This is a genomic window from Spirosoma radiotolerans, from assembly GCF_000974425.1.
In the GTDB taxonomy this organism is placed as follows: Bacteria; Bacteroidota; Bacteroidia; order Cytophagales; family Spirosomataceae; genus Spirosoma; species Spirosoma radiotolerans.
This window is the reverse complement of record NZ_CP010429.1, coordinates 2208331-2227061: the sequence shown is the minus strand read 5'-3', so window position 1 is coordinate 2227061 and position 18731 is coordinate 2208331. Positions and strand designations below refer to the sequence as shown.

At 51.1% G+C, this 18731-nt stretch carries 13 protein-coding genes; 11 read left to right on the top strand and 2 right to left on the bottom strand.

Annotation, left to right across the window (positions count from 1 at the left end):
- Positions 1–226: 226 nt before the first annotated feature.
- The 9 genes from rpe (at position 227) to SD10_RS08840 (ending at position 14364) form a co-directional block, all read left to right on the top strand.
- Positions 227–898: a ribulose-phosphate 3-epimerase gene (rpe, locus tag SD10_RS08880; RefSeq protein WP_046573480.1), complete on the top strand. Its 672-nt coding sequence runs from the start codon at positions 227–229 to the stop codon at positions 896–898.
- A gap of 43 nt (positions 899–941) precedes the next feature.
- Entirely contained in the window at positions 942–2345 is a 1404-nt protein-coding gene (locus SD10_RS08875; RefSeq protein ID WP_046573479.1) for an alpha-amylase family glycosyl hydrolase, read from the top strand.
- Between the two features lie 121 nt (positions 2346–2466).
- Positions 2467–4596 (top strand): OmpA family protein, encoded by a 2130-nt coding sequence (locus tag SD10_RS08870; RefSeq protein ID WP_046579267.1) that lies wholly within the window; start codon positions 2467–2469, stop codon positions 4594–4596.
- A gap of 33 nt (positions 4597–4629) precedes the next feature.
- A complete protein-coding gene (locus tag SD10_RS08865) occupies positions 4630–6453 on the top strand; it encodes a glycosyltransferase family 39 protein (RefSeq protein WP_082111561.1) in 1824 nt (607 codons plus the stop codon).
- 2 nt (positions 6454–6455) lie between these two features.
- Complete coding sequence (locus tag SD10_RS08860; RefSeq protein ID WP_052731133.1) at positions 6456–8255, top strand: hypothetical protein; 1800 nt, start codon at positions 6456–6458, stop codon at positions 8253–8255.
- Between the two features lie 90 nt (positions 8256–8345).
- Positions 8346–9488, top strand: coding sequence for an acyltransferase family protein (locus tag SD10_RS08855; RefSeq protein ID WP_082111560.1), 1143 nt, complete (start codon positions 8346–8348; stop codon positions 9486–9488).
- A gap of 231 nt (positions 9489–9719) precedes the next feature.
- Positions 9720–10481, top strand: a complete 762-nt coding sequence (locus SD10_RS08850; protein ID WP_046573478.1) for a glycosyltransferase family 2 protein — start codon at positions 9720–9722, stop codon at positions 10479–10481.
- A 105-nt stretch (positions 10482–10586) separates the two neighbouring features.
- Positions 10587–13304, top strand: coding sequence for a hypothetical protein (locus tag SD10_RS08845; RefSeq protein WP_046573477.1), 2718 nt, complete (start codon positions 10587–10589; stop codon positions 13302–13304).
- Positions 13305–13362: 58 nt separating this feature from the next.
- Entirely contained in the window at positions 13363–14364 is a 1002-nt protein-coding gene (locus tag SD10_RS08840) for a hypothetical protein (RefSeq protein WP_046573476.1), read from the top strand.
- Here SD10_RS08840 and SD10_RS08835 read toward each other — a convergent pair.
- Together SD10_RS08835 and SD10_RS08830 are read right to left on the bottom strand one after the other, a co-directional pair.
- Positions 14361–14594: a hypothetical protein gene (locus tag SD10_RS08835; RefSeq protein ID WP_046573475.1), complete on the bottom strand. Its 234-nt coding sequence runs from the start codon at positions 14592–14594 to the stop codon at positions 14361–14363. The genes SD10_RS08840 and SD10_RS08835 overlap by 4 nt on opposite strands.
- Positions 14595–14775: 181 nt before the next feature.
- Complete coding sequence (locus tag SD10_RS08830; protein ID WP_046573474.1) at positions 14776–15876, bottom strand: Gfo/Idh/MocA family protein; 1101 nt, start codon at positions 15874–15876, stop codon at positions 14776–14778.
- A gap of 193 nt (positions 15877–16069) precedes the next feature.
- Here SD10_RS08830 and SD10_RS08825 point away from each other — a divergent pair, with 193 nt between their 5' ends.
- Positions 16070–16945 carry a carbon-nitrogen hydrolase gene (locus SD10_RS08825; RefSeq protein ID WP_046573473.1) on the top strand — a complete coding sequence of 292 codons (876 nt, stop codon included), beginning with the start codon at positions 16070–16072 and terminating at the stop codon, positions 16943–16945.
- Between the two features lie 113 nt (positions 16946–17058).
- Entirely contained in the window at positions 17059–18693 is a 1635-nt protein-coding gene (locus SD10_RS08820; protein ID WP_046573472.1) for a hypothetical protein, read from the top strand.
- Positions 18694–18731: the final 38 nt, after the last annotated feature.

The following is an 18731-nucleotide window of genomic DNA, read 5'->3' as shown; positions in this document are numbered from 1 at the left end:
GGTTCGTCGCACTCGACTTACCTCACGTATTACTTACTACCTATCGACTACTCATAATTCTAAACGGGCAACATTGGTTTTGTTTCTTCGTTCATCCAAAAAAAGGTACTTTTACGGGATAAAAAAAGTAGTGTGCCCCTGGTACTCCTTTTGTCGTGAATCGTTTTTACCATTGATCGGACACACAACGTTTGCCTAACCCCTGACGGTGATTTCCTTATAGTCTATGACACAGCCTCTCATTGCGCCTTCGTTGCTTGCGGCCGACTTTGCCAATCTTCAACGCGATCTGGAACTGGTTAACCAAAGTGAGGCTGACTATCTTCATTTTGATGTCATGGACGGTGTGTTTGTTCCGAATATCTCCTTCGGTTTTCCGCTCCTGGAGGCTGTTCGCAAACACTGTACGAAACCCGTCGATGTGCATCTGATGATTACGGACCCGGACCGTTACCTCGATGCCTTTGCGAATGGCGGGGCCTCAGTTATCCACGTTCACTATGAAGCCTGCCCGCACCTGCACCGAACCCTGACCCGGATTCGGGAACTGGGTTGCAAGGCAGGCGTTGCCCTGAATCCGCATACGCCCATCAGTGGCCTGGTCGATGTGCTCGAACAAATCGATGTCATTCTGATCATGTCTGTTAATCCAGGCTTTGGCGGACAATCGTTTATACCGCACACCCTCCGGAAAATTGCGGACCTAAAACAAGTATTAGTAGCTAACCAATGCCCCGCCCTTATTGAAGTTGATGGCGGTGTGAGTCTGGCCAATGCAGATGCGTTGCTTCGTGCTGGTACGGATATGCTGGTAGCGGGTAATTCCGTTTTTGGCGCTAAAGACCCACTGAACGCCATTTACCAACTGAAGAATAGCCGCCAGCCACTGGTGGCCTGATCATTTCCCGTAACGCTTAATCTAATTGACTGGAATCAATTCCATGAAGAAATCGTACCTGACCGTCTTGCTAAGTGCGTTGTTGCTGACAACCGCCTGCCGCAATACTCAATCAAGCCAAGAAGAGAATTCAGATACCGATACAACCACGATGGGGGCACCACCCGCCCCCGAATGGGCCAAAAATGCGACGATTTACGAAGTCAACACGCGCCAGTTTTCCCGTGAAGGAAACTTCAAAGCCATAGAAACACAATTACCCCGCCTGAAAGAATTGGGCGTGGATATTCTCTGGCTAATGCCAATTTATCCCATCAGCCAGAAAAATAAGAAAGGTACGCTGGGCAGTCCCTACGCCATTGCCGACTATAAAAACGTGAATCCGGACTATGGTACCCTGGACGACTTCAAGTCGCTGGTCAACCGGGCGCACGCGCTTGGGTTACGGATTGTGCTGGACTGGGTGCCTAACCACACAGGCTGGGACCACGTCTGGGTAACCCAGCATCCGGATTGGTACACGAAGATACACGGTAAGATGACAACCCCCGTGGACCCAAAAACCGGTAAGCCAACCGATTGGACCGATGTTGTGGATTTGAATTATAACAATCCGGATATGCGCAAAGGGATGATCGATGCCATGCAATACTGGGTGAAAGAATGCGGCATTGATGGTTACCGCTGCGATGTCGCAGGCTTTGTCCCGAATGACTTCTGGGCCGAACTGCGTCCACAGTTAGACAAAATAAAGACGGTGTTTATGCTGGCCGAGTGGGAAGACGAGCCCGATCAGTTTAAGAGCTGCTTCAACATGAATTACGGCTGGAGCATGCACACCATGATGAAAGCCGTTGCCAAAGGCGCTCGTACAGCGGATAAAATCGACTCCCTGCGCGAAGCCAACCAGAAACGCTTTCCGAAGTGGTATTATCAGATGCTGTTTACCCAAAACCATGACGAAAACACGCACAATGGCACGCTGGCCGAATCATTTGGCTCATCAGCCGATGCCTTTTTTGTACTGAGCAGTACGCTGGAAGGCATGCCGCTGGTTTATAATGGTATGGAAGCGAACCTGAACAAGCGATTGGCCTTTTTTGAGAAAGACACCATCGTTTGGGGTAGCTACGCCAAAAGTGACTTTTTCAAGACCTTACTGACGCTAAAGCACCGTAACCGCGCGCTCTGGAATGGACTGGCGGGCGGCAAACTGATGAAAATTCCGACCGATCATGATGATAAAGTGTATGCCTTTTATCGGCAGCGCGATAATGACCGTGTTACGGTTGTGCTGAACCTGAGCGACAAAACGCAAACCATACGATTGGGGGGCGATGGTTATGCAGGCACCTACACCGACGTCTTCAGCCACCAACCCGTTGAGTTGAAGCCGGACATGACGGTGACGATGAAACCTTGGGAATACCGGGTAATGACCAATTAGCCAGTAGCAACGGCCAAAGACGCGGTCAATCGCCCGGTTTCAATTGGTACATCCGCTTATCAAGTATGTTTTTTTTCAATAGAATTTGCTGCTTATATTGGAGCTTATGAGCGCTTTTTTTATGCATTCGCAACGTAACCTTTTCTTTAGCAGTCTTTTATTTATTTCCTTTACGGGGCTTGCGCAACAAAGCGGCCTGCGCCCGGCTGCGCTCAGCCCGGCTGAATCAAAACCCACAGCGGAGGTTAAAGCAGAACCTCAACGACAAGCAGTCAGTTCTGTCCAATGGGCCAGCAGGGTCGTTGGTGTATCTTCGGAGAAGAAAGGAGAAAATTATGGCGAACAATATAAAGCCATTCAGGCGCTGGGACGCCCGAACAAATTACCCGACGTGGGCGAAAGCCCCTGCGCCTGGGCACCGTTTTATGCCGATGGAACTGCTGATGAATGGATTCAGGTCGGCTTTGCCAAACCCATGCGCGCCCGGCAGATTGTGGTGGCCGAAAATGTGAACCCAGGATCCATCGTAAAAGTAATTGCCATTGACGAAAAGGGGGCCGAGCATGTTGTCTACGAAGCCACCAGCATCCAGCCACGGACCAATCCGCTCCTGCATATTTTCCCTAAAGATTCCGCTTTAGTGTGCCAGCAGGTGAAGGTGGTGATCAATGGGGCTGCCCTGAAAGGCCTGAATCAGATCGACGGAATTGGGTTGTCAGAAGAGGTCAAACCCATTACCGTCAACATCGTTGTCTCCAAAGACATACCGAAAGAGATCAAGAAAGAAAACCTCGGCAAAACGGTCAACTCGGTTGGGCAGGAAGTGGCCCCGGTTATCTCGCCCGATGGTCGAACGCTCTATTTCACCCGGAACTTTAACAAGGCGAACATTGGGGCGTCTGACCGGCAGGACGTCTGGTTTTCAACGCTTGAGTCGGGCGTGGGCGGAAACTCATCGGGCTGGAGCGAAGCTGTGAATATTGGTTCGCCGATCAATAACGCAGGCGACAATGCCATCAGCGGTATGTCGGCCGATGGCCGAACGGCCTACCTCATTAACGTGTACCGCCCTGATGGCGGGATGATCTTTGGCATCTCTAAATCGACACGTACGAAAGCGGGCTGGTCGCAACCCGTTGAGTGCCGGATTGCCAACAACTACAACCTGCACGAAAAAAATCAACTTGAGTTTTGTGTTTCGCCCGATGGCCGGGCCATTATTCTGGCCGTTCAGCGAAAAGATACCCGTGGCGACCGCGACCTCTATATTTCATTACAAAAATCGGATAACACCTGGTCAGAACCTGTATCGCTGGGAGGTGTTATCAATTCGGCCGACTTTGAAAGTTCGCCCTTTCTGGCGGCTGATGGCCGAACGCTGTACTTCACATCGGGCGGTCATCCTGGTTTGGGCAATGGCGACATCTTTGTCTCCCGTCGGCTCGATGATTCCTGGGGAAACTGGAGTGAGCCCGAAAACCTCGGACCAGGCATCAACACCGTTGAATGGGATGGGTATTTTACCATTCCAGCCTCCGGCGACTATGCTTATCTAAGCTCCAGAGGTGGTTCGCTGGGTGAAGATGATATTTTTCGACTGAAACTATATCCGGCCATCAAACCCGACCCGGTCGCTATTATCACCGGAACAGTACTGGATTCGAAAAGCAAAAAACCCGTGGCGTCCCAGGTTGTGTCGAGCGTAGTTGGTGATCAGAAAGGGCTGGAAAAAGTAGATTACAATCCAGAATCGGGCGAGTTCAAACTCATTCTACCTACCCAGAAAACCTACCTCCTCACCGCCAGCCGGGAGGGTTACTTTCCGACCACCGAAACCGTTGACTTAAGCAAAGACAAACGGTTCCGCGATATTAGAAAGAGTATTTTACTGGTTAAGATAGAACCCGGCCAAAAAATAACGATGCGGGAAGTTCTCTTTCAGCAGAGCCAGTTTGCGTTGTTGCCCGGTGCCGATACGGAACTGGACCGAGTGGTAGAGATGCTGGGGAAATACCCGGAAATGGAGTTGCTCATTGAAGGGCATACCGATAATCAGGGCGATTGGGAGCCGAACATGAAGCTTGCCGAAGATCGGGTGCGGGTCGTGAAGGAGTATTTGCTGAACAAAGGAATTGCACCCACTCGTATCCAGACAAAAGCCTGGGGACCCAGCAAACCCATCGCCAGTAATGAAACCGAAGAGAAGCGCAAACTGAACCGACGAGTAGAATTCACGATCCTGAAATTGTAAAACCAGCAGGTAGTGACTTACCTTTGCGCCCAAATGCCGCATTCACTCACTACTGACCGCATGATGAACGATAGTCGTTCTGGTTTATTTGCCCAGTTAAGTTCTCCACGCTTACTGCTTGTTCTGATTCTGGTTCTTGCCCTGGGGCTTCGGCTTTATAAGTCCAGCGTTCATGGCCTTTATCTGGACGAGAAGTTTACTCTGATCAATATCGCCGGGGTATCGCTGGAAGGGTTCAATCAGCACGATGTGTTTTTCACCCCTGGCAAGACCTACTTTACCCCAAAGGAGTTCTGGAAAGAGAAACACCTCAACGATTACATCCGAGCCATCATTCAGAATGATATCGGTAACAGTGCCTCGCACTATGCCCTGCTTTGGGCCTGGGTTCAACTCTTCGGCATGAGTGACCTGTCCATCCGAATGCCCTCCATTATTTTCAGCACCCTCATTGTTGGCCTGACCTATTTACTGACGAAACGCTACTTTCGATCAGAGTCGCTGGCGCTTCTCTGCGCCTTTCTGTCGGCCATCGAGCCGTTTTTCATTGCCTATAGCCACATGGCCCGCAATTATTGCATGACCATCTTTATCACGATGGTGGGCACCTACCTCTTTCTGCGCATCCTCGACCGACGCGCCGAAGGGAAAACCCCCGTTGGGTTGTATGTCGGGTATGGCTTGTCTTTTGCCCTGGCGGTGCTGGGTCATTACCTGGCCGTTACGGTATTTATGTGCCATGGCATTTACCTGCTTCTGTTTAATAGGGATCTGAAGACGTATATCGGTCTGAGCTTGAGTTTTATTGGCGGTACGGTAAGTCTGGTCCTCCCCTGGTTCATTTTTGGTGGCGGAAAATATACGCTGCAGACACTGGCTTATCAGGCCCAACTCTACCGCGGACTGGCCTATACGAACCCCTACAACAACGGTTTTAATATTATTTTGCCCGCTACGATTCCCAATGTTGTCAAGAAGTCGATTCCGCTCTGGGCCGATTTGATGCTGTTTTCCAACGGGCTCTCTTCCGAAACGCTGGCCTTTCGAAACCTAATTATTGCCGTTGCACTCGGCTGTGTGGTGGTGTTTATTATTCATCGCTTCGGCCGGGGACGCACGGTGCCCACTTGGGTAAGCATCGCTGTTCCGGTATTGCTTGTCGCTGGTTTTGCCCTTTATACCATTCCATCGCCCCGGCTGCTGGCCGCAGCGGCCGTACCTGTATTCTACTACCTTCTGTATCAGGCAGCGGTTGACTATACAAATCGGTCAGATCGGCGACTGATCTTTTTCCTCGTTTTACTGAGCACTTTCCCAACGCTATTTATCATTGGCATTGCCTTTCGAAACGACCACACCTATGGCCTCATGCAGCGGTATTCCGGTTTTTCGTTCCCCTATAGCGTTATTCTGGTTGGGCTGATCATCCGCCAGGTATTTCGGCAGCCGACTTACCTACGCCTAACGCTGGTGGCCGTTTTACTGCTTCAGAGTTACTACATCGTCGAGTTGTTGTATCGGATTTATGAAGACCAGGCTCCTAAATACACGTATTATGGGCGTTATCGAATTGCCAATCCGTACAACACAGCGGCTGATCGGATAAAGGAGTTGTATGCTCCGGGCGATACCGTTCTGTATCCCTCGGCCCGGACGGCTCCCCGCGATGAAATCGAAAATACTTACACCAGCCACTCGATTATCGACGCGCAATACACGAACTTGTACCTGCCCAAGGATGCGACCTATTATCAGCGCATGGATACGACCCAGACCGACCGCATTATTCTGGTGAAGGGCAAGTCAGGGAAGCGCATAACGATTTTTGACTTTGAAGGCACCAAATACCGGTATTAATTGTGACCATAGAACAGCCAACAACGAACAATACACATCGCTCCGGTAAACCGTCGGTAACCCAACGGTGGCTGCCTGGGTTGGGGTGGGCGTTGCTTATGCTACCCATTCTCGTTTTTGGACTGATCTGGCAACAGTATGCTGTAAATATCCCCAAATGGGATGATCATGCCTTACGGCACTTCCTGTTCAATGTTGACCAGGAGCCAACGGTTACGGGTAAATTTTACCAGCTTTTCAAGCAGCACAATGAACACCGAATCGTTTTCGACCGCCTTGCCTCACTGCTTGATTATCAGCTGTTTGGCCAATTAAACTATGTCCACCTGATGCTGGTGGGAAATTTGAGCTTGGTTGGTCTACTATGGATCTTTGTGGCCGCCCTACGTCGCTCCCGCCCTGCCGTATCTGGCCAATCGGCGCTTTATGCGGTGCCTATTGGCTGGCTTCTCTTCAACCTGTCGCAGTGGGAAAACATGTTTTGGGGCATGGCGGCCCTGCAAAATTTCTCGGTTGTGCTATGGGTGATCGCGGCTTTTTACTTCCTGAGTTATACAACCCACTGGCGACTTGCGTTTGTGGCGGGGGTGCTGGCCACTATAACGAGCGGCAACGGCCTGATGGTCTGGCCCTTGGGTTTTCTGATCCTTTTGTTGAGACTCCCGGCTTTTTCAGGGAAAGACAACCGTACATCATTGGGTCCCATCATTGGCTGGTTGGCGGGTGCCGCCTTTGTGGTAGCGCTTTACTTTACTGGCTTCGAAAAACCGGATGGCGTCAAGTATGTACGGCCGGGGATACTGGAACTAAGTAAAGGCTGGTTTGCCGTTATTGGCGCGGCTGCGGAGGCACTTCCTTTTAATTCCCCCCTGCGGACCTCTATTGTGCTCGGTGGCCTGCTGACACTAGTTATCGTGGGTATTGTGGGTTGGGGCCTCTTGACAAACCGACTGGTTCTGGTTAATCTGTTTCGTCGTTTACTGTCGCCCAAGACAGCTACAGGAAAGCCAGCCACTGGGCTTTCCTCAATGACTGTGTTTTTCTGGAGTTGTGCGGCTTTTATTTTGGGCACCTCGGCCGTTGTTGCCTGGGCTCGCACGGGAGCGGGAATCGACTTGCTCATCACAAGTCGGTATAAAATGTATTCGCTCACCGGTCTGGCGCTTGTCTATCTGTACGGCGCAGCACTGCTGCCCAAACCAGCCGCTCGCTGGTGGCTGATAGGAGGCATAGCCAGTAGTGTGTTCTTTGCGGCACTTTCTTATTTCGCCTTTCTCAACGAAACGATCTGGTGGCGGCACTGGCTAACCACAAACCAATTCAACTGGACGCATTCATCCAGCAACGCTACGTTTTCGTTAGACTCCGTTTCGCGACGGTACACCCCACCCACCCCGGCGTTTTACGATGAGGCCCTCCCTGTTATCTACGGACCAGTCCAACAGACACCCGTTGCCGTAGGTATAACCAAGATACCAGGCGGCTATACCATCAAAAATACAACAGTACCTACTCAGGGGCTCGGTGATGCGGGTGCTTATTTAATGGCCCGTTCGGCCAAACGAACGTATTTATTTCCTGTCTGGCAACAGCAGCAGTCGATGGTAAAAGCTCATTTCAGCCCCGATCATTTATTTACGAATGGCTTTGAGAGCACCATTCTATCGGCGGAGACGGACGCAGGCACCTATCAGTTGTTCGTGCTGATTGTTTCCAACGCGAACACGTACGAACTTCGCCCGACAAACCAAACTATAGTGTCATCAGGGCCACCTACGACAGTAGAAGCCAAAAACTGGTAAGTCCTGAACGTCAAATTCGTTATCCGTTAATCAAATTGTCCGTTGGTTCCTAATCAAAGTCATTCGCCCGATTCGTCCAGTCAATCCTCCATGCCCAGCATGACAACCGCCCGCCCAACGCTGAATCACTTTCGGCAATTAGACGGCATCCGGTTTCTGGCCGTTGGTATGGTTTTATTCGATCACTGGATGGTGGGTCGGGTCGACGGGTTGCCACTCGGTGCATTAGGGGTTACTATTTTTTTTGTTCTGAGCGGTTTCCTTATCACCCGCATTCTGCTGTCGAGTAAGGATAAATTGAGCAATCAACCCCAGGGAGGTTTGGGTAAATACCTGAAAACGTTCTACATCCGCCGAACGCTTCGCATTTTTCCGATCTATTACATTACCCTATTTGTTCTTTATTTAATCAATGAGCCGCCCGTTCGCCGGACCATCGGCTGGCTGGCCCTGTATGGCACCAATATTTACATCGCCAGCCACCAAACCTGGATGGGTACGGTCGATCATTTATGGTCGCTGGCTGTCGAAGAGCAGGTCTATCTCATTTTTCCACTCCTGCTCTTCTTCATTCCCCGCCGGTTCATTCCCATAACCGCCATGCTGATGATCGTGGGGAGCGTTGCGCTGCGGTATGTGCTGTACCGGCTTCGGCTGCCCTGGTTCATCGAATACGTATCGACACCAACCTGTCTGGACTCTTTTGGCTTAGGCGCTCTTATGGCCTATGGATGGTTGTACAGGCGCGACTGGCTCGTTCGGATTTTCACGCCATCGATTGGTGTCTGGCTCAGTGTACTCGTATTTGCCGCTGTCGTTTACCTCAACAATTGGATCTCCATCGACTCGCCCCGGGGTTATCACAACGTTGTGTCGGAGGTATGGGAACGGCTCTTTGCCTCGCTGATTGGTTTCTTCCTGATCGGCCACGCCATCATCGGCTTTAAAGGCCCTATGAAATGGCTGCTCGAACACCCCATTAGCCAATACATGGGCCGCATCAGCTACGGTTTGTATTTATTCCACAACTTTGTGTTCAACGCATTTCACACTCAGCCAACGCATTTTACATTACGTGCCTGGCGTCGGCTGTCAGACCTGATGCCTTTTCTAAATAGTTCGTATTTCTTCTCGTTTTCTTTTTATCTGTCCCTTACGATTATCCTGGCCACGCTCTCCTGGTATTTAATTGAAAAACCCATAAATGATCTGAAAGATCGGTACGCCTACTGATACGACCGTAAACCAGACCCGACAAATACCCATTTTTGGCTTGACCACTCCCTAAGGTACTGCCCGGACAGGTCAATTAGCCATCAACAATTTCATATATTTGCAGATATTAGTAAATGTATAATCCAGAAACCGGGCAACTTCGACGGTAAACGAAGCGAGTCATTTACTCCTTTCTGGTTTACCTACTGCCCGTAGTATTGTACATTAATCCGTTTTCACTATTCAAGTATGAGTCTCCTGCTGTCAATTGTAATGCCGGCTTACAACGAAGAAGAAGTTATCGAAACTGTTGTCAAGCAGTGGACTGATTTGTTGATCCGCCAATTCCCTACCGAAAATACCCGTTTGATTGTCGTCAATGATGGTTCACGCGATAAAACAGGGGCTATCCTGGATCAAATAAAAGACCGTTACCCAAAGCTGATGGTTGTGCATCAACCAAACGGCGGGCATGGCAATGCGGTCGTCAATGGCTACCGGCAGGCGGTTGCACTGGATTCGGAATACGTTTTCCAGACAGATAGCGACGACCAGTTCATTACCGACGATTTCGGAAAGTTGTGGGCCAAACGAGACGAGTCGCCGTTCATCCTGGGCTACCGTGAAGAACGGTATGATGCCCCGGCCCGGTTGATCATTACGCGTATTCTTCGGCTCAGCATTGCGTTTATTTATGGGACGTACATCATGGATAGCAATATTCCATTCCGACTAATTCGGGGTACTTTTCTTCGCAAATTGCTGGCACAGCTCCCCAATCCAACGCCTTTCGCGCCCAATATTTTCCTAGCGGTTATGGCGAAAAAAGCAGGTTTTAACACCTTCGATATTCCCATTACGCACAAGGAACGGCTAACAGGCACGGTGTCGATTCTGAAATGGAAGCTGCTTAAAGTGTGTATCCAGAGTTTTAAAGAACTGGCCCAGTTCCGGCTTGACCTGAGCAGCAAAGTAAAAGCTTTGAAAAAACCAGAGCCTGTAACGGCCTGAAATGATGGCGTATAGCATAAGCTGCGTAGCCATGTGCTTTCACCGGTCCGCCGATCCGGCCAATTGGTGACTAATCGGCAACTTACAATACCTCTTGATTAGTCAATGAAACGAAGTCTCTGGATTACTGTTGGTGCCCTTCTGCTGCTGATTGGTGGCTGGCTGGGGTATCGACAGGTATTCCCGGCAAGTCGGACTGTTGGCTCCCTGGTGCCCCCCGGCGCTTTGCTGGTACTTGCCAGCGACCGGCTTCAGGACACGGTTTCTGCCCGCGTGTTGCGTACCCAGCTTTCGCTCCGGCAATTACCTGTCTTTGATGAAGCCCGCCAGAAACTCGACCGGTTCCTGTATGCAACGGCCGATACCGCTACGGTACTCAAGTTCGTTTCCGGACGAAACATCCGCTACTCGCTGCATTCTATTTCCAAGACGACGCTCGATTTCATTTTCTACGTACCCATAACCGCTCAGGACCAGCCGTTCCTGAACCGGCTTACCAACCCTGACCCCCGGCAGTATCGTGTCCTCAACCATACCTTTGCCGGCGAAAAAATCCTTGATTTAGTAGCCAGGGGCAATGAGCCCGTTGGTTCATTTATCCTGACAGATGGCTTCTTGGTAGGCAGTGTATCGGGTATTCTGATCGAGAATGTGGCCAAACGGATGCATCAGTCGCTCAAATTGACGGCTGCCGAACCCGATTTTCGGGTCGATGCTGACCACCTGGCGGGGTTATCCGTACGGCCCGAAGTCCTCCAGTCATTGTTTAGCAACGTTGGTTCGCTGGTGCGGCTTTTTCTACCGGAGGAACTGAATCTTCAGTTTCGGCAATCGGCTTCCCGTTCGCACCTGATTGGTTATGCCGTTGATCAGATTGGTAACCGGCGGGACGTGGCCGCTTTGTTTGCGAATCAAACGCCCCGACGCATTCAATACGCCAATCTGATCCCCCAAACAACGGCGACTTTGTATCATATTGGCATTAGCGACGCCCCTCAGTTCGGCAAATCGCTCAGCAACCTGCTCGGCTCGGCCTCCAGTGATTTTTTGCGGGACCGGTTCAAGCAGATTGCCCCCGAAACCAAACCGTTGTATCAGTCATTAGGGCCCGACATCATGCTGTGTCGTCTGGAATCGCCAACGGGTGCCTTGCGGCAAATTTTGATCCTAACCGCCCAGGATGGCAAAAAACTGGCGAATGCCTATCAACAAATAGGCATTCGGTCAGGCGCTAAAATAACTGCAGATCCAAAAAGCTATCTGGGCCATAAGATTCTGTTACTCAACGTTCCGGAATTACCCGCGTCGCTTTTTAGTAGTTTATTTTCGGGCTTCTCCCAAAGCTGGATTACTCAGCACGGTACCTCGCTAATCGTGGCTAACAGCGAAGATGCCTTGCAGGACTACCTGCAACAGGTGCAGCGTGGAGCCGTTTGGACTGCCGACGCCCGTCAGGCCGAGTTACTGAACTCTACCCTGCGACCAGCTAATTTTACCGCTTTCGCCCGACTGAACCGGGGTCAAACGAGTGTGATTGCCAGTTGGCCACTGGGTTGGCAAAACCTGCTCGATAAGGTAGATCCGGCAACCGGTACGCCCGCGCTGGCTAACCTGGAAAACATGGCGTACCAGGCCAGTTACGGAAATGAGAATATTCAGTCTACAGTCGTGCTGGGCCGCAACACCCGACCCGCAAGCCGGGCTGTGCTCAACAAAGTTTTACTTCAGAAGAAGACCGAGTTCAACGCACCACTTATTTCGGCACCCATCGTAACGGGTAACTTGAGCGATAGTTCGGCCCAGTTTTACGCCCAGAACAGCGCTGGTCAGTTTGTGCTGGTTACGCCGGATGGCGATAAACTTGTACAAAACAATACCGATGGCCCCATCCGCAGCAATGCCCTGGGCGTCGACTTTCTGAACAACGGCCGACTGCAGTACCTGTTTATGACCGACCGTACGCTGTACATAGCCGATCCGGTTCGTATCAGCAAAGAAGTTGCCCTGCAGGCCATACCTCTACCCAAGGGCATTGATCCCACTTTTCTGGCCCGGCCAAGGGGTAGCCAGCAACGAAATATGGTCGCATTGGCCGCTCACAAAGATGGCCACATTTACGCCCTTGACCGCCAGCGCCGAACCTTCGTACGGCTGATGACGGCTCCGCATAAAGACACGTTGCAGCTTCCGTTCCAGGTGATGGTTACGCCCTCAGGCATGGCCATTTTGGGTATGCAGTCGGATGGCACCCTGAATCACTGGCGGGAAAATGGGACGCAGTATCCGCACTTCCCAACCAAAATTGAGCGAACAAACGAAGAAGAGCCCGAAATTCGGTTTGTCGGCCCGGCCCTTCTGCCACCTGGACAAACGCAGATTCGGTCCATTACCGACGAAGGGCAGTTACTAACGATTAATGCGAACGGTCTCATTGCCAACCGAATTCAATTGTATCGGCCTATTCGGCGGGGTTATTTTCGGCTGTTCCCGGATGAAGACCAGACGAACTGGTTAATTCTCCGCACTACTGATACTGAAATCGCCGTGCTGGATCAGCAGGGACAGCGTCGGTTTGATGTGCGCGCCCTGCAATCAGGTCGAAACAACATTCGTTACCATCGGCTTGGGGCCGGTGTGGAATTGGTCAGTGTTAAATCGGGCGGGTTTACGATGCTTTACGATTTGAACGGACGCATTTTAAACGACCGCCCAATCCCAAGCGATTTTCCCGTTGCGCTGCAGTTCGATGAACGCACCAATGAATTGTATATTCTAAGTGGGGCGCACCAGGCGGTGCAATTATTCAGTATTCGATTACGGTAAATTAATTCGGGGATCAGCGTTCGTTTTACGCCGTATTACGGTCCACCTCTTTAGAGTCATGCGCGTTTTACGCTACACCATTTTAGTGATTGCCCTCCTTCTTTGGGCGGGCGGCCTGTCGAGTACCGTCTTGCACGGCCTCTACAAAGCAGGCATTGTCGTGGACGATTATCGATTTGGCGACCTCTACCGGCTCTCGGCGCTGCCGCAGTTTAAAGAGGACAAACCCGTTTGTGCTTCCTCGAACCGGTCGAGCGACACCGCTTCCACGCACCTCTACATTATTGGCGATAGCTTCTCCGAGCCGCAACGACTTACACAATCCGACTTCCAGGTTAGTCACTTCCAACGCGTCGCGTGGGATTTTCAGCAACGGATTCAACTCGACCCGGCCAAACGGAACGTGCTGTTGATGGAATCTGTAGAACGGCACATGCGCGATCATTTTTTTCGACCCATCCATGAGTTTGTCGTCCAGACCGATACCAGCAAGACACCTGCCCCGAAACTTCCGCTACGGCAACAACTCAGCAATGAGTTCCACCGAAGCGATATGGAAGAACGGCTCGAATCGGCCTTATTTAGTCGGGATTGGGCCTTTTGGTTTAAGGAGTTAAAAGCCAGCCTGACCCTGAACTGGTTCAACCGGGAAAGCGCCAGCGTCAGCTTATCGGAAGATCACAAAAATCTGTTTTTACGGAGCGATATAGATACTACCAAAACAAAGATTTCGTCGTTTACCCATATACCGGATAAGGAAATTACGGTGCTGGTCGACAGCATCAATGCCGTTGCGGAACGGTACAAACGGCTTGGTTTCGATGCAGTGTACCTGTCGATGATTCCGAACAAAGCCAGTATTCTGGAAGCGAATCGGGGAGATTACAACCACCTGATCGAACGGGTTCAACAGCACCCTAACCTGCGGGTACCTACGATCAATACGTATGAAGCCTTCAAGGCAAGTCCCCAATCGCCCTATTTAAAGAGCGACACGCACTGGACGTGTGAAGCTCGTCAGCAATGGCTCGATCTGGTCCGCCGGAAGGCCCGGATTTAAAGGGATAAATAGGGAAGATAGGGCTCCAACTTTCCCATATCCTGAAACGCCGTCACCTGATGCAGGTTGTTGTTGTAGGCGTCGTAGCGCAGTTCGACGTAGAAGTCGCGCAGGTTATAAAGCAGAAATATATGCTCGCCTTCGTAACGATTGGCGAGAATGTCGCCCGTAAAATAAAGAGTATCGAGTTGCTGGTCGGCAGAAAGGCTGGTAAAATCGGCAGGTTGCATAGGCATACGGGGTTGACAAGCGAAATAAACAAAAAGCGGGCGGCTCACCAAATGAGCCGCCCGACTTTATATATCACAACAAAAACACCAATAGAATACAACTAAAATACTATACCCGATAACACCTTACAAAACAGCGTACTTGTCCAATCGGGCGATTTGAGTTTAATCATAAAATTTATCAACTAATCTTTACTTGCTTGCCTGTTCGGGCAGCTTCGTAGATAGCCTCTACGATTTTTATATCACGTAGCCCTTCTTCTCCCGGTACCAGCATCGGTTTCTTATTCATGATGGCTTCGGCATCGTCGTCCATTTGTTTAGTCTGCTGCCAGGGCACTTCGTAGGGATGCTCAATTTTGCCCCCATTTCCACTCCAGACACCTTTCTGACCGTTGTAGGCGGAGTAAGGCTCCATCCGCAATGTGCCTTTACTACCCGTTACGTCCAGAAAGTTCATGTTCATCCCGTAACTGGATTGAACGGCCGCGCGGGCACCACTTGGGAAAACGAGCTGGGCCATTGACGTTTCATCGAGTCCATTTTTATAAATGTCGGGGCGGGTTGTGTATTGCTGGGCCGTTACGGCAATGGGCTCTTCACCTGTTGCCAGCCGGGCGCCCTGCAACACATACACACCCATGTCGTACATGACACCGCCCCCCATTTCTTTCTTCTGCTTCCAGTGATCAGTCCGGTTGTCGAGATAACCCGCCGAGCAACTGACCATCTGGATTTTGCCAATTTTGCCATCCCGCAGGCTTTTCACGTACTCCTGCGTATTGGGCTCGTGGTGGAGCCGATAACCAACAGCCAGCGATACTTTGTTCTTGTTACAGGCGTCAATCATATTCTGACACTCCTTGGCCGTAACCGCCATTGGCTTCTCCACCCAGACGTGTTTTCCCGCCTTAGCCGCCCGGACGACATACTCCTCGTGCATAGAAGGTGGCAAAACAACATAGATGACGTCGATGTCGGGGTTGTTGGCGATCTGGTCGAAGGTCTGGTACGAGTAGATGTTTTTATCCGGAATGTTATACTGCTTTTTCCATTTTTCGGCCTTGGCAGGTGTACCTGTCACAATGCCAGCGAGGTAGCAGTTTTTGGTTTTTTGTAATGCCGGAGCCAGCAGGTCGGTACTGTAATAACCCAGACCAACCAGTGCCACGCCAAGTTTATCCTTGGCGGGTCTGGTGCCCGCCCAAAGTGCGTTGGGCGCCATGGCTGCGGCAACGCCGGTAAGCGCCGTCGTATGCAGGAAGGTTCTGCGAGAAGTCATAACTGTGTTGTTTGTGGTTTCGAAATTGCCGTTCAACCTGTATGTCGTTGGAACGAGGTTTAGTTACTGCAAACTACGAACCCTGAGCCACAAACGTCAACTCCTGCCCGCAAAAACTTTCTTCCCGAACCCGTCCAATAACCTTTTTGTTAAAAGTTGGGGCCATCCATGTAGAACCCCCTACTTTTGTACCATGTCTAAGAACGTTTCTATTGGTTTAGTACAGATGAGTTGCTCGGCAGATGTCGAGACCAATATTCAAAAAGCCATCAGCGGCATTCGCGAAGCGGCTCAGAAAGGTGCCCAGATCGTTTGCCTGCAGGAGTTGTTTACGTCGCTGTATTTCTGCGACGTAGAAGACCACCATAACTTTGGCCTGGCCGAAGCCATTCCCGGCCCCACAACCGACCGACTGGCTCAGTTGGCCGGTGAGTTAGGCGTCGTTATCATTGCGTCGCTCTTCGAGAAACGGGCGCAGGGCTTATACCACAACACAACCGCTGTTCTGGATGCCGATGGTACTTACCTGGGCAAATATCGGAAGATGCACATCCCGGATGATCCCGGCTACTACGAAAAATTCTACTTTACGCCCGGCGACCTGGGGTATAAAGTGTTCGATACAAAATTTGCCCGGATTGGCGTCCTGATCTGCTGGGACCAGTGGTATCCTGAAGCCGCCCGCATTACGGCGTTGATGGGTGCCGAAATTCTTTTTTACCCCACGGCTATTGGCTGGGATACCAACGAACCCGATCCAGCCCAGAACACCGAGCAATACAACGCCTGGCAAACCATTCAGCGGAGCCACGCCATTGCGAACGGGGTGCACGTTGTAGCTGTGAACCGCGTAGGTCGTGAGGCCGATCAGCAGTTCTGGGGCGGTTCATTCGTAGCCAATCCCTTTGGTTCGTTGCTTTACCTCGCTCCCCATGATCAGGAACTGGTTCATGTTCAACCGGTTGATCTGGCTCTTTCCGAAAAATACCGCACTACCTGGCCCTACTTCCGCGACCGCCGGATCGATTCGTATCAACCCATAACGAAACGGTACATCGACCAGGAATAACTGGATGCACGATAGCTGAGTCCCAATGGGGCAACGTTGGATGCCCCTCGTTTTACGGGTATGATGTAATTTAGCGGCCGTCCATCAGAACCCCAACCACCTTGAAGCCACTTATGAAAGTACTTGCCCTGGGTTTAGTGATCAGTTTAGCGGGTACGGGCTACTGGTACTGGCAATCGAACGAGAATGAGTCAGATATGGTAAAGGCCGTTCAGTTACAGGGACCGCTCCCTGCGCAAACAGCCCTTTCTCCTACTCCACGATCCCGCTTCACGCCCACGCCCAGCACCCGCAAAGGATATTATAACCTCGACATTGTCAGCGACTTTACGTTACCCGCCACTAAAACAATTACCTTTTGCGGGGCTGGTCGTAACCTCCACGTCCAGCAGGACCGCACCAAGATTTTCCGGCGGGGCTTCTCCGCCGTCGACCAGACCCGAATGGTGCCCGGCGTTGAACTTTGGAAAGATGGCTTTCCGGCAAAAGGCTGGAAAAGTGCGCTCCAGCTCAGCCAGCGTGCCTGGATCGTTTACCGCGGCTATTTCAGAGATGCCTTTGGGTTGTCGTGGGCCGAAAACAGCGAAAAAGCGGGCGAAACCTTATACCGAACGCCACCCGCTACCCCAGGTGCCCGGCCAGCACCCCTCAACCGAAACACCTTGTTTCAGGCATCCACCGAACTAAGCGGAGCCTGCTTTGGCTTTGGCGACTGCCCCCCCGGTGGGACAAAAAATACCTATGGATTCATTTTTCTAGATATCGAGAACGACAATACCAGTGTGGGCAATCGGCAGGAACAGGCCAACTTGTATACCTACATGATTAAAACGATCAAGGAGAACATCAGCCCGCAAACGCAGGTAGGTTCTATTGCGCCAGTTCTGCATAACAGCGTAGGTTATTCGAGAGCCGACGATTACAAAGCCACGCCCGAGTGGCTCTGGACGATGCCGGCCCGGCACACTAACAACAGCCGCCAGCGCGGAATGCCCGATGATATTATCGGCAAATCGTTTGGTGACTACGCCGATTTTCAAATGCCGGGCACCTATTACGTGTATCCGGATTTCGACTATTCGATCCGGCATACCGGCGATGGCGACCGGCATTGGCTGGCCGCTTTGCTAGGTGAGCAGGAGGTTAACATGAAATTATCGCCCAAAAAGCGGATTGCCTGGCAATGGCTGTTCAATACCCAAAGTGAACTGCCCAATAGCAGCAAAGCCGAACATGCGGCTCCGCCTGCCGTAGCCGAAGGAATGGGCATTTTTTACTGGTTTACAGGGGCTTATGGCGCTTTGTTCTGGGATGATCATACGGATCTGATCCCAGACCAACCCTCACCGAGCGATCCAAACCAGAAAGGTCTTGGCAACGACCGAAATTATACCTGTTACGAACATTATGTTCATGGCCTGTGGCGCCTTTTCAAGCACCATAGCGATTTGTTCAACGGACGGGAAACTTATCTTAACGAAGCAACCGAGTGTTCGTACGATGGCGGTCAAACATGGTACAAATACAACGCGAATCAGATCAAAACCCACGACGTACCCTTTGTTCGGGCCATCGTGAATGGCGACCAGATCTTGATAGCCGCTACCAAAGCTTATGCTCAACCGAATCAAACCAATAAGGTCATGATGCGCTATGTCCAGAATGGATATTCGTTTTACACAACCATCACACTGAAAGGCGATGAAATTTACCTCGGCCGGGCCACGATGAATCAGGGCCGTAAATAGGCGTTGAACGAGCGAAATAGTTATTTACCGATTTCCCT

What these genes read in the sequence shown, in the direction of transcription:
- rpe (WP_046573480.1), top strand. Translation starts at nt 227, where the DNA reads ATGACACAGCCTCTCATTGCGCCTTCGTTGCTTGCGGCCGACTTTGCC.
- SD10_RS08875 (WP_046573479.1), top strand. Translation starts at nt 942, where the DNA reads ATGAAGAAATCGTACCTGACCGTCTTGCTAAGTGCGTTGTTGCTGACA.
- SD10_RS08870 (WP_046579267.1), top strand. Translation starts at nt 2,467, where the DNA reads ATGCATTCGCAACGTAACCTTTTCTTTAGCAGTCTTTTATTTATTTCC.
- SD10_RS08865 (WP_082111561.1), top strand. Translation starts at nt 4,630, where the DNA reads ATGCCGCATTCACTCACTACTGACCGCATGATGAACGATAGTCGTTCT.
- SD10_RS08855 (WP_082111560.1), top strand. Translation starts at nt 8,346, where the DNA reads ATGCCCAGCATGACAACCGCCCGCCCAACGCTGAATCACTTTCGGCAA.
- SD10_RS08850 (WP_046573478.1), top strand. Translation starts at nt 9,720, where the DNA reads ATGAGTCTCCTGCTGTCAATTGTAATGCCGGCTTACAACGAAGAAGAA.
- SD10_RS08845 (WP_046573477.1), top strand. Translation starts at nt 10,587, where the DNA reads ATGAAACGAAGTCTCTGGATTACTGTTGGTGCCCTTCTGCTGCTGATT.
- SD10_RS08840 (WP_046573476.1), top strand. Translation starts at nt 13,363, where the DNA reads ATGCGCGTTTTACGCTACACCATTTTAGTGATTGCCCTCCTTCTTTGG.
- SD10_RS08835 (WP_046573475.1), bottom strand. Translation starts at nt 14,594, where the DNA reads ATGCAACCTGCCGATTTTACCAGCCTTTCTGCCGACCAGCAACTCGAT.
- SD10_RS08830 (WP_046573474.1), bottom strand. Translation starts at nt 15,876, where the DNA reads ATGACTTCTCGCAGAACCTTCCTGCATACGACGGCGCTTACCGGCGTT.
- SD10_RS08825 (WP_046573473.1), top strand. Translation starts at nt 16,070, where the DNA reads ATGTCTAAGAACGTTTCTATTGGTTTAGTACAGATGAGTTGCTCGGCA.
- SD10_RS08820 (WP_046573472.1), top strand. Translation starts at nt 17,059, where the DNA reads ATGAAAGTACTTGCCCTGGGTTTAGTGATCAGTTTAGCGGGTACGGGC.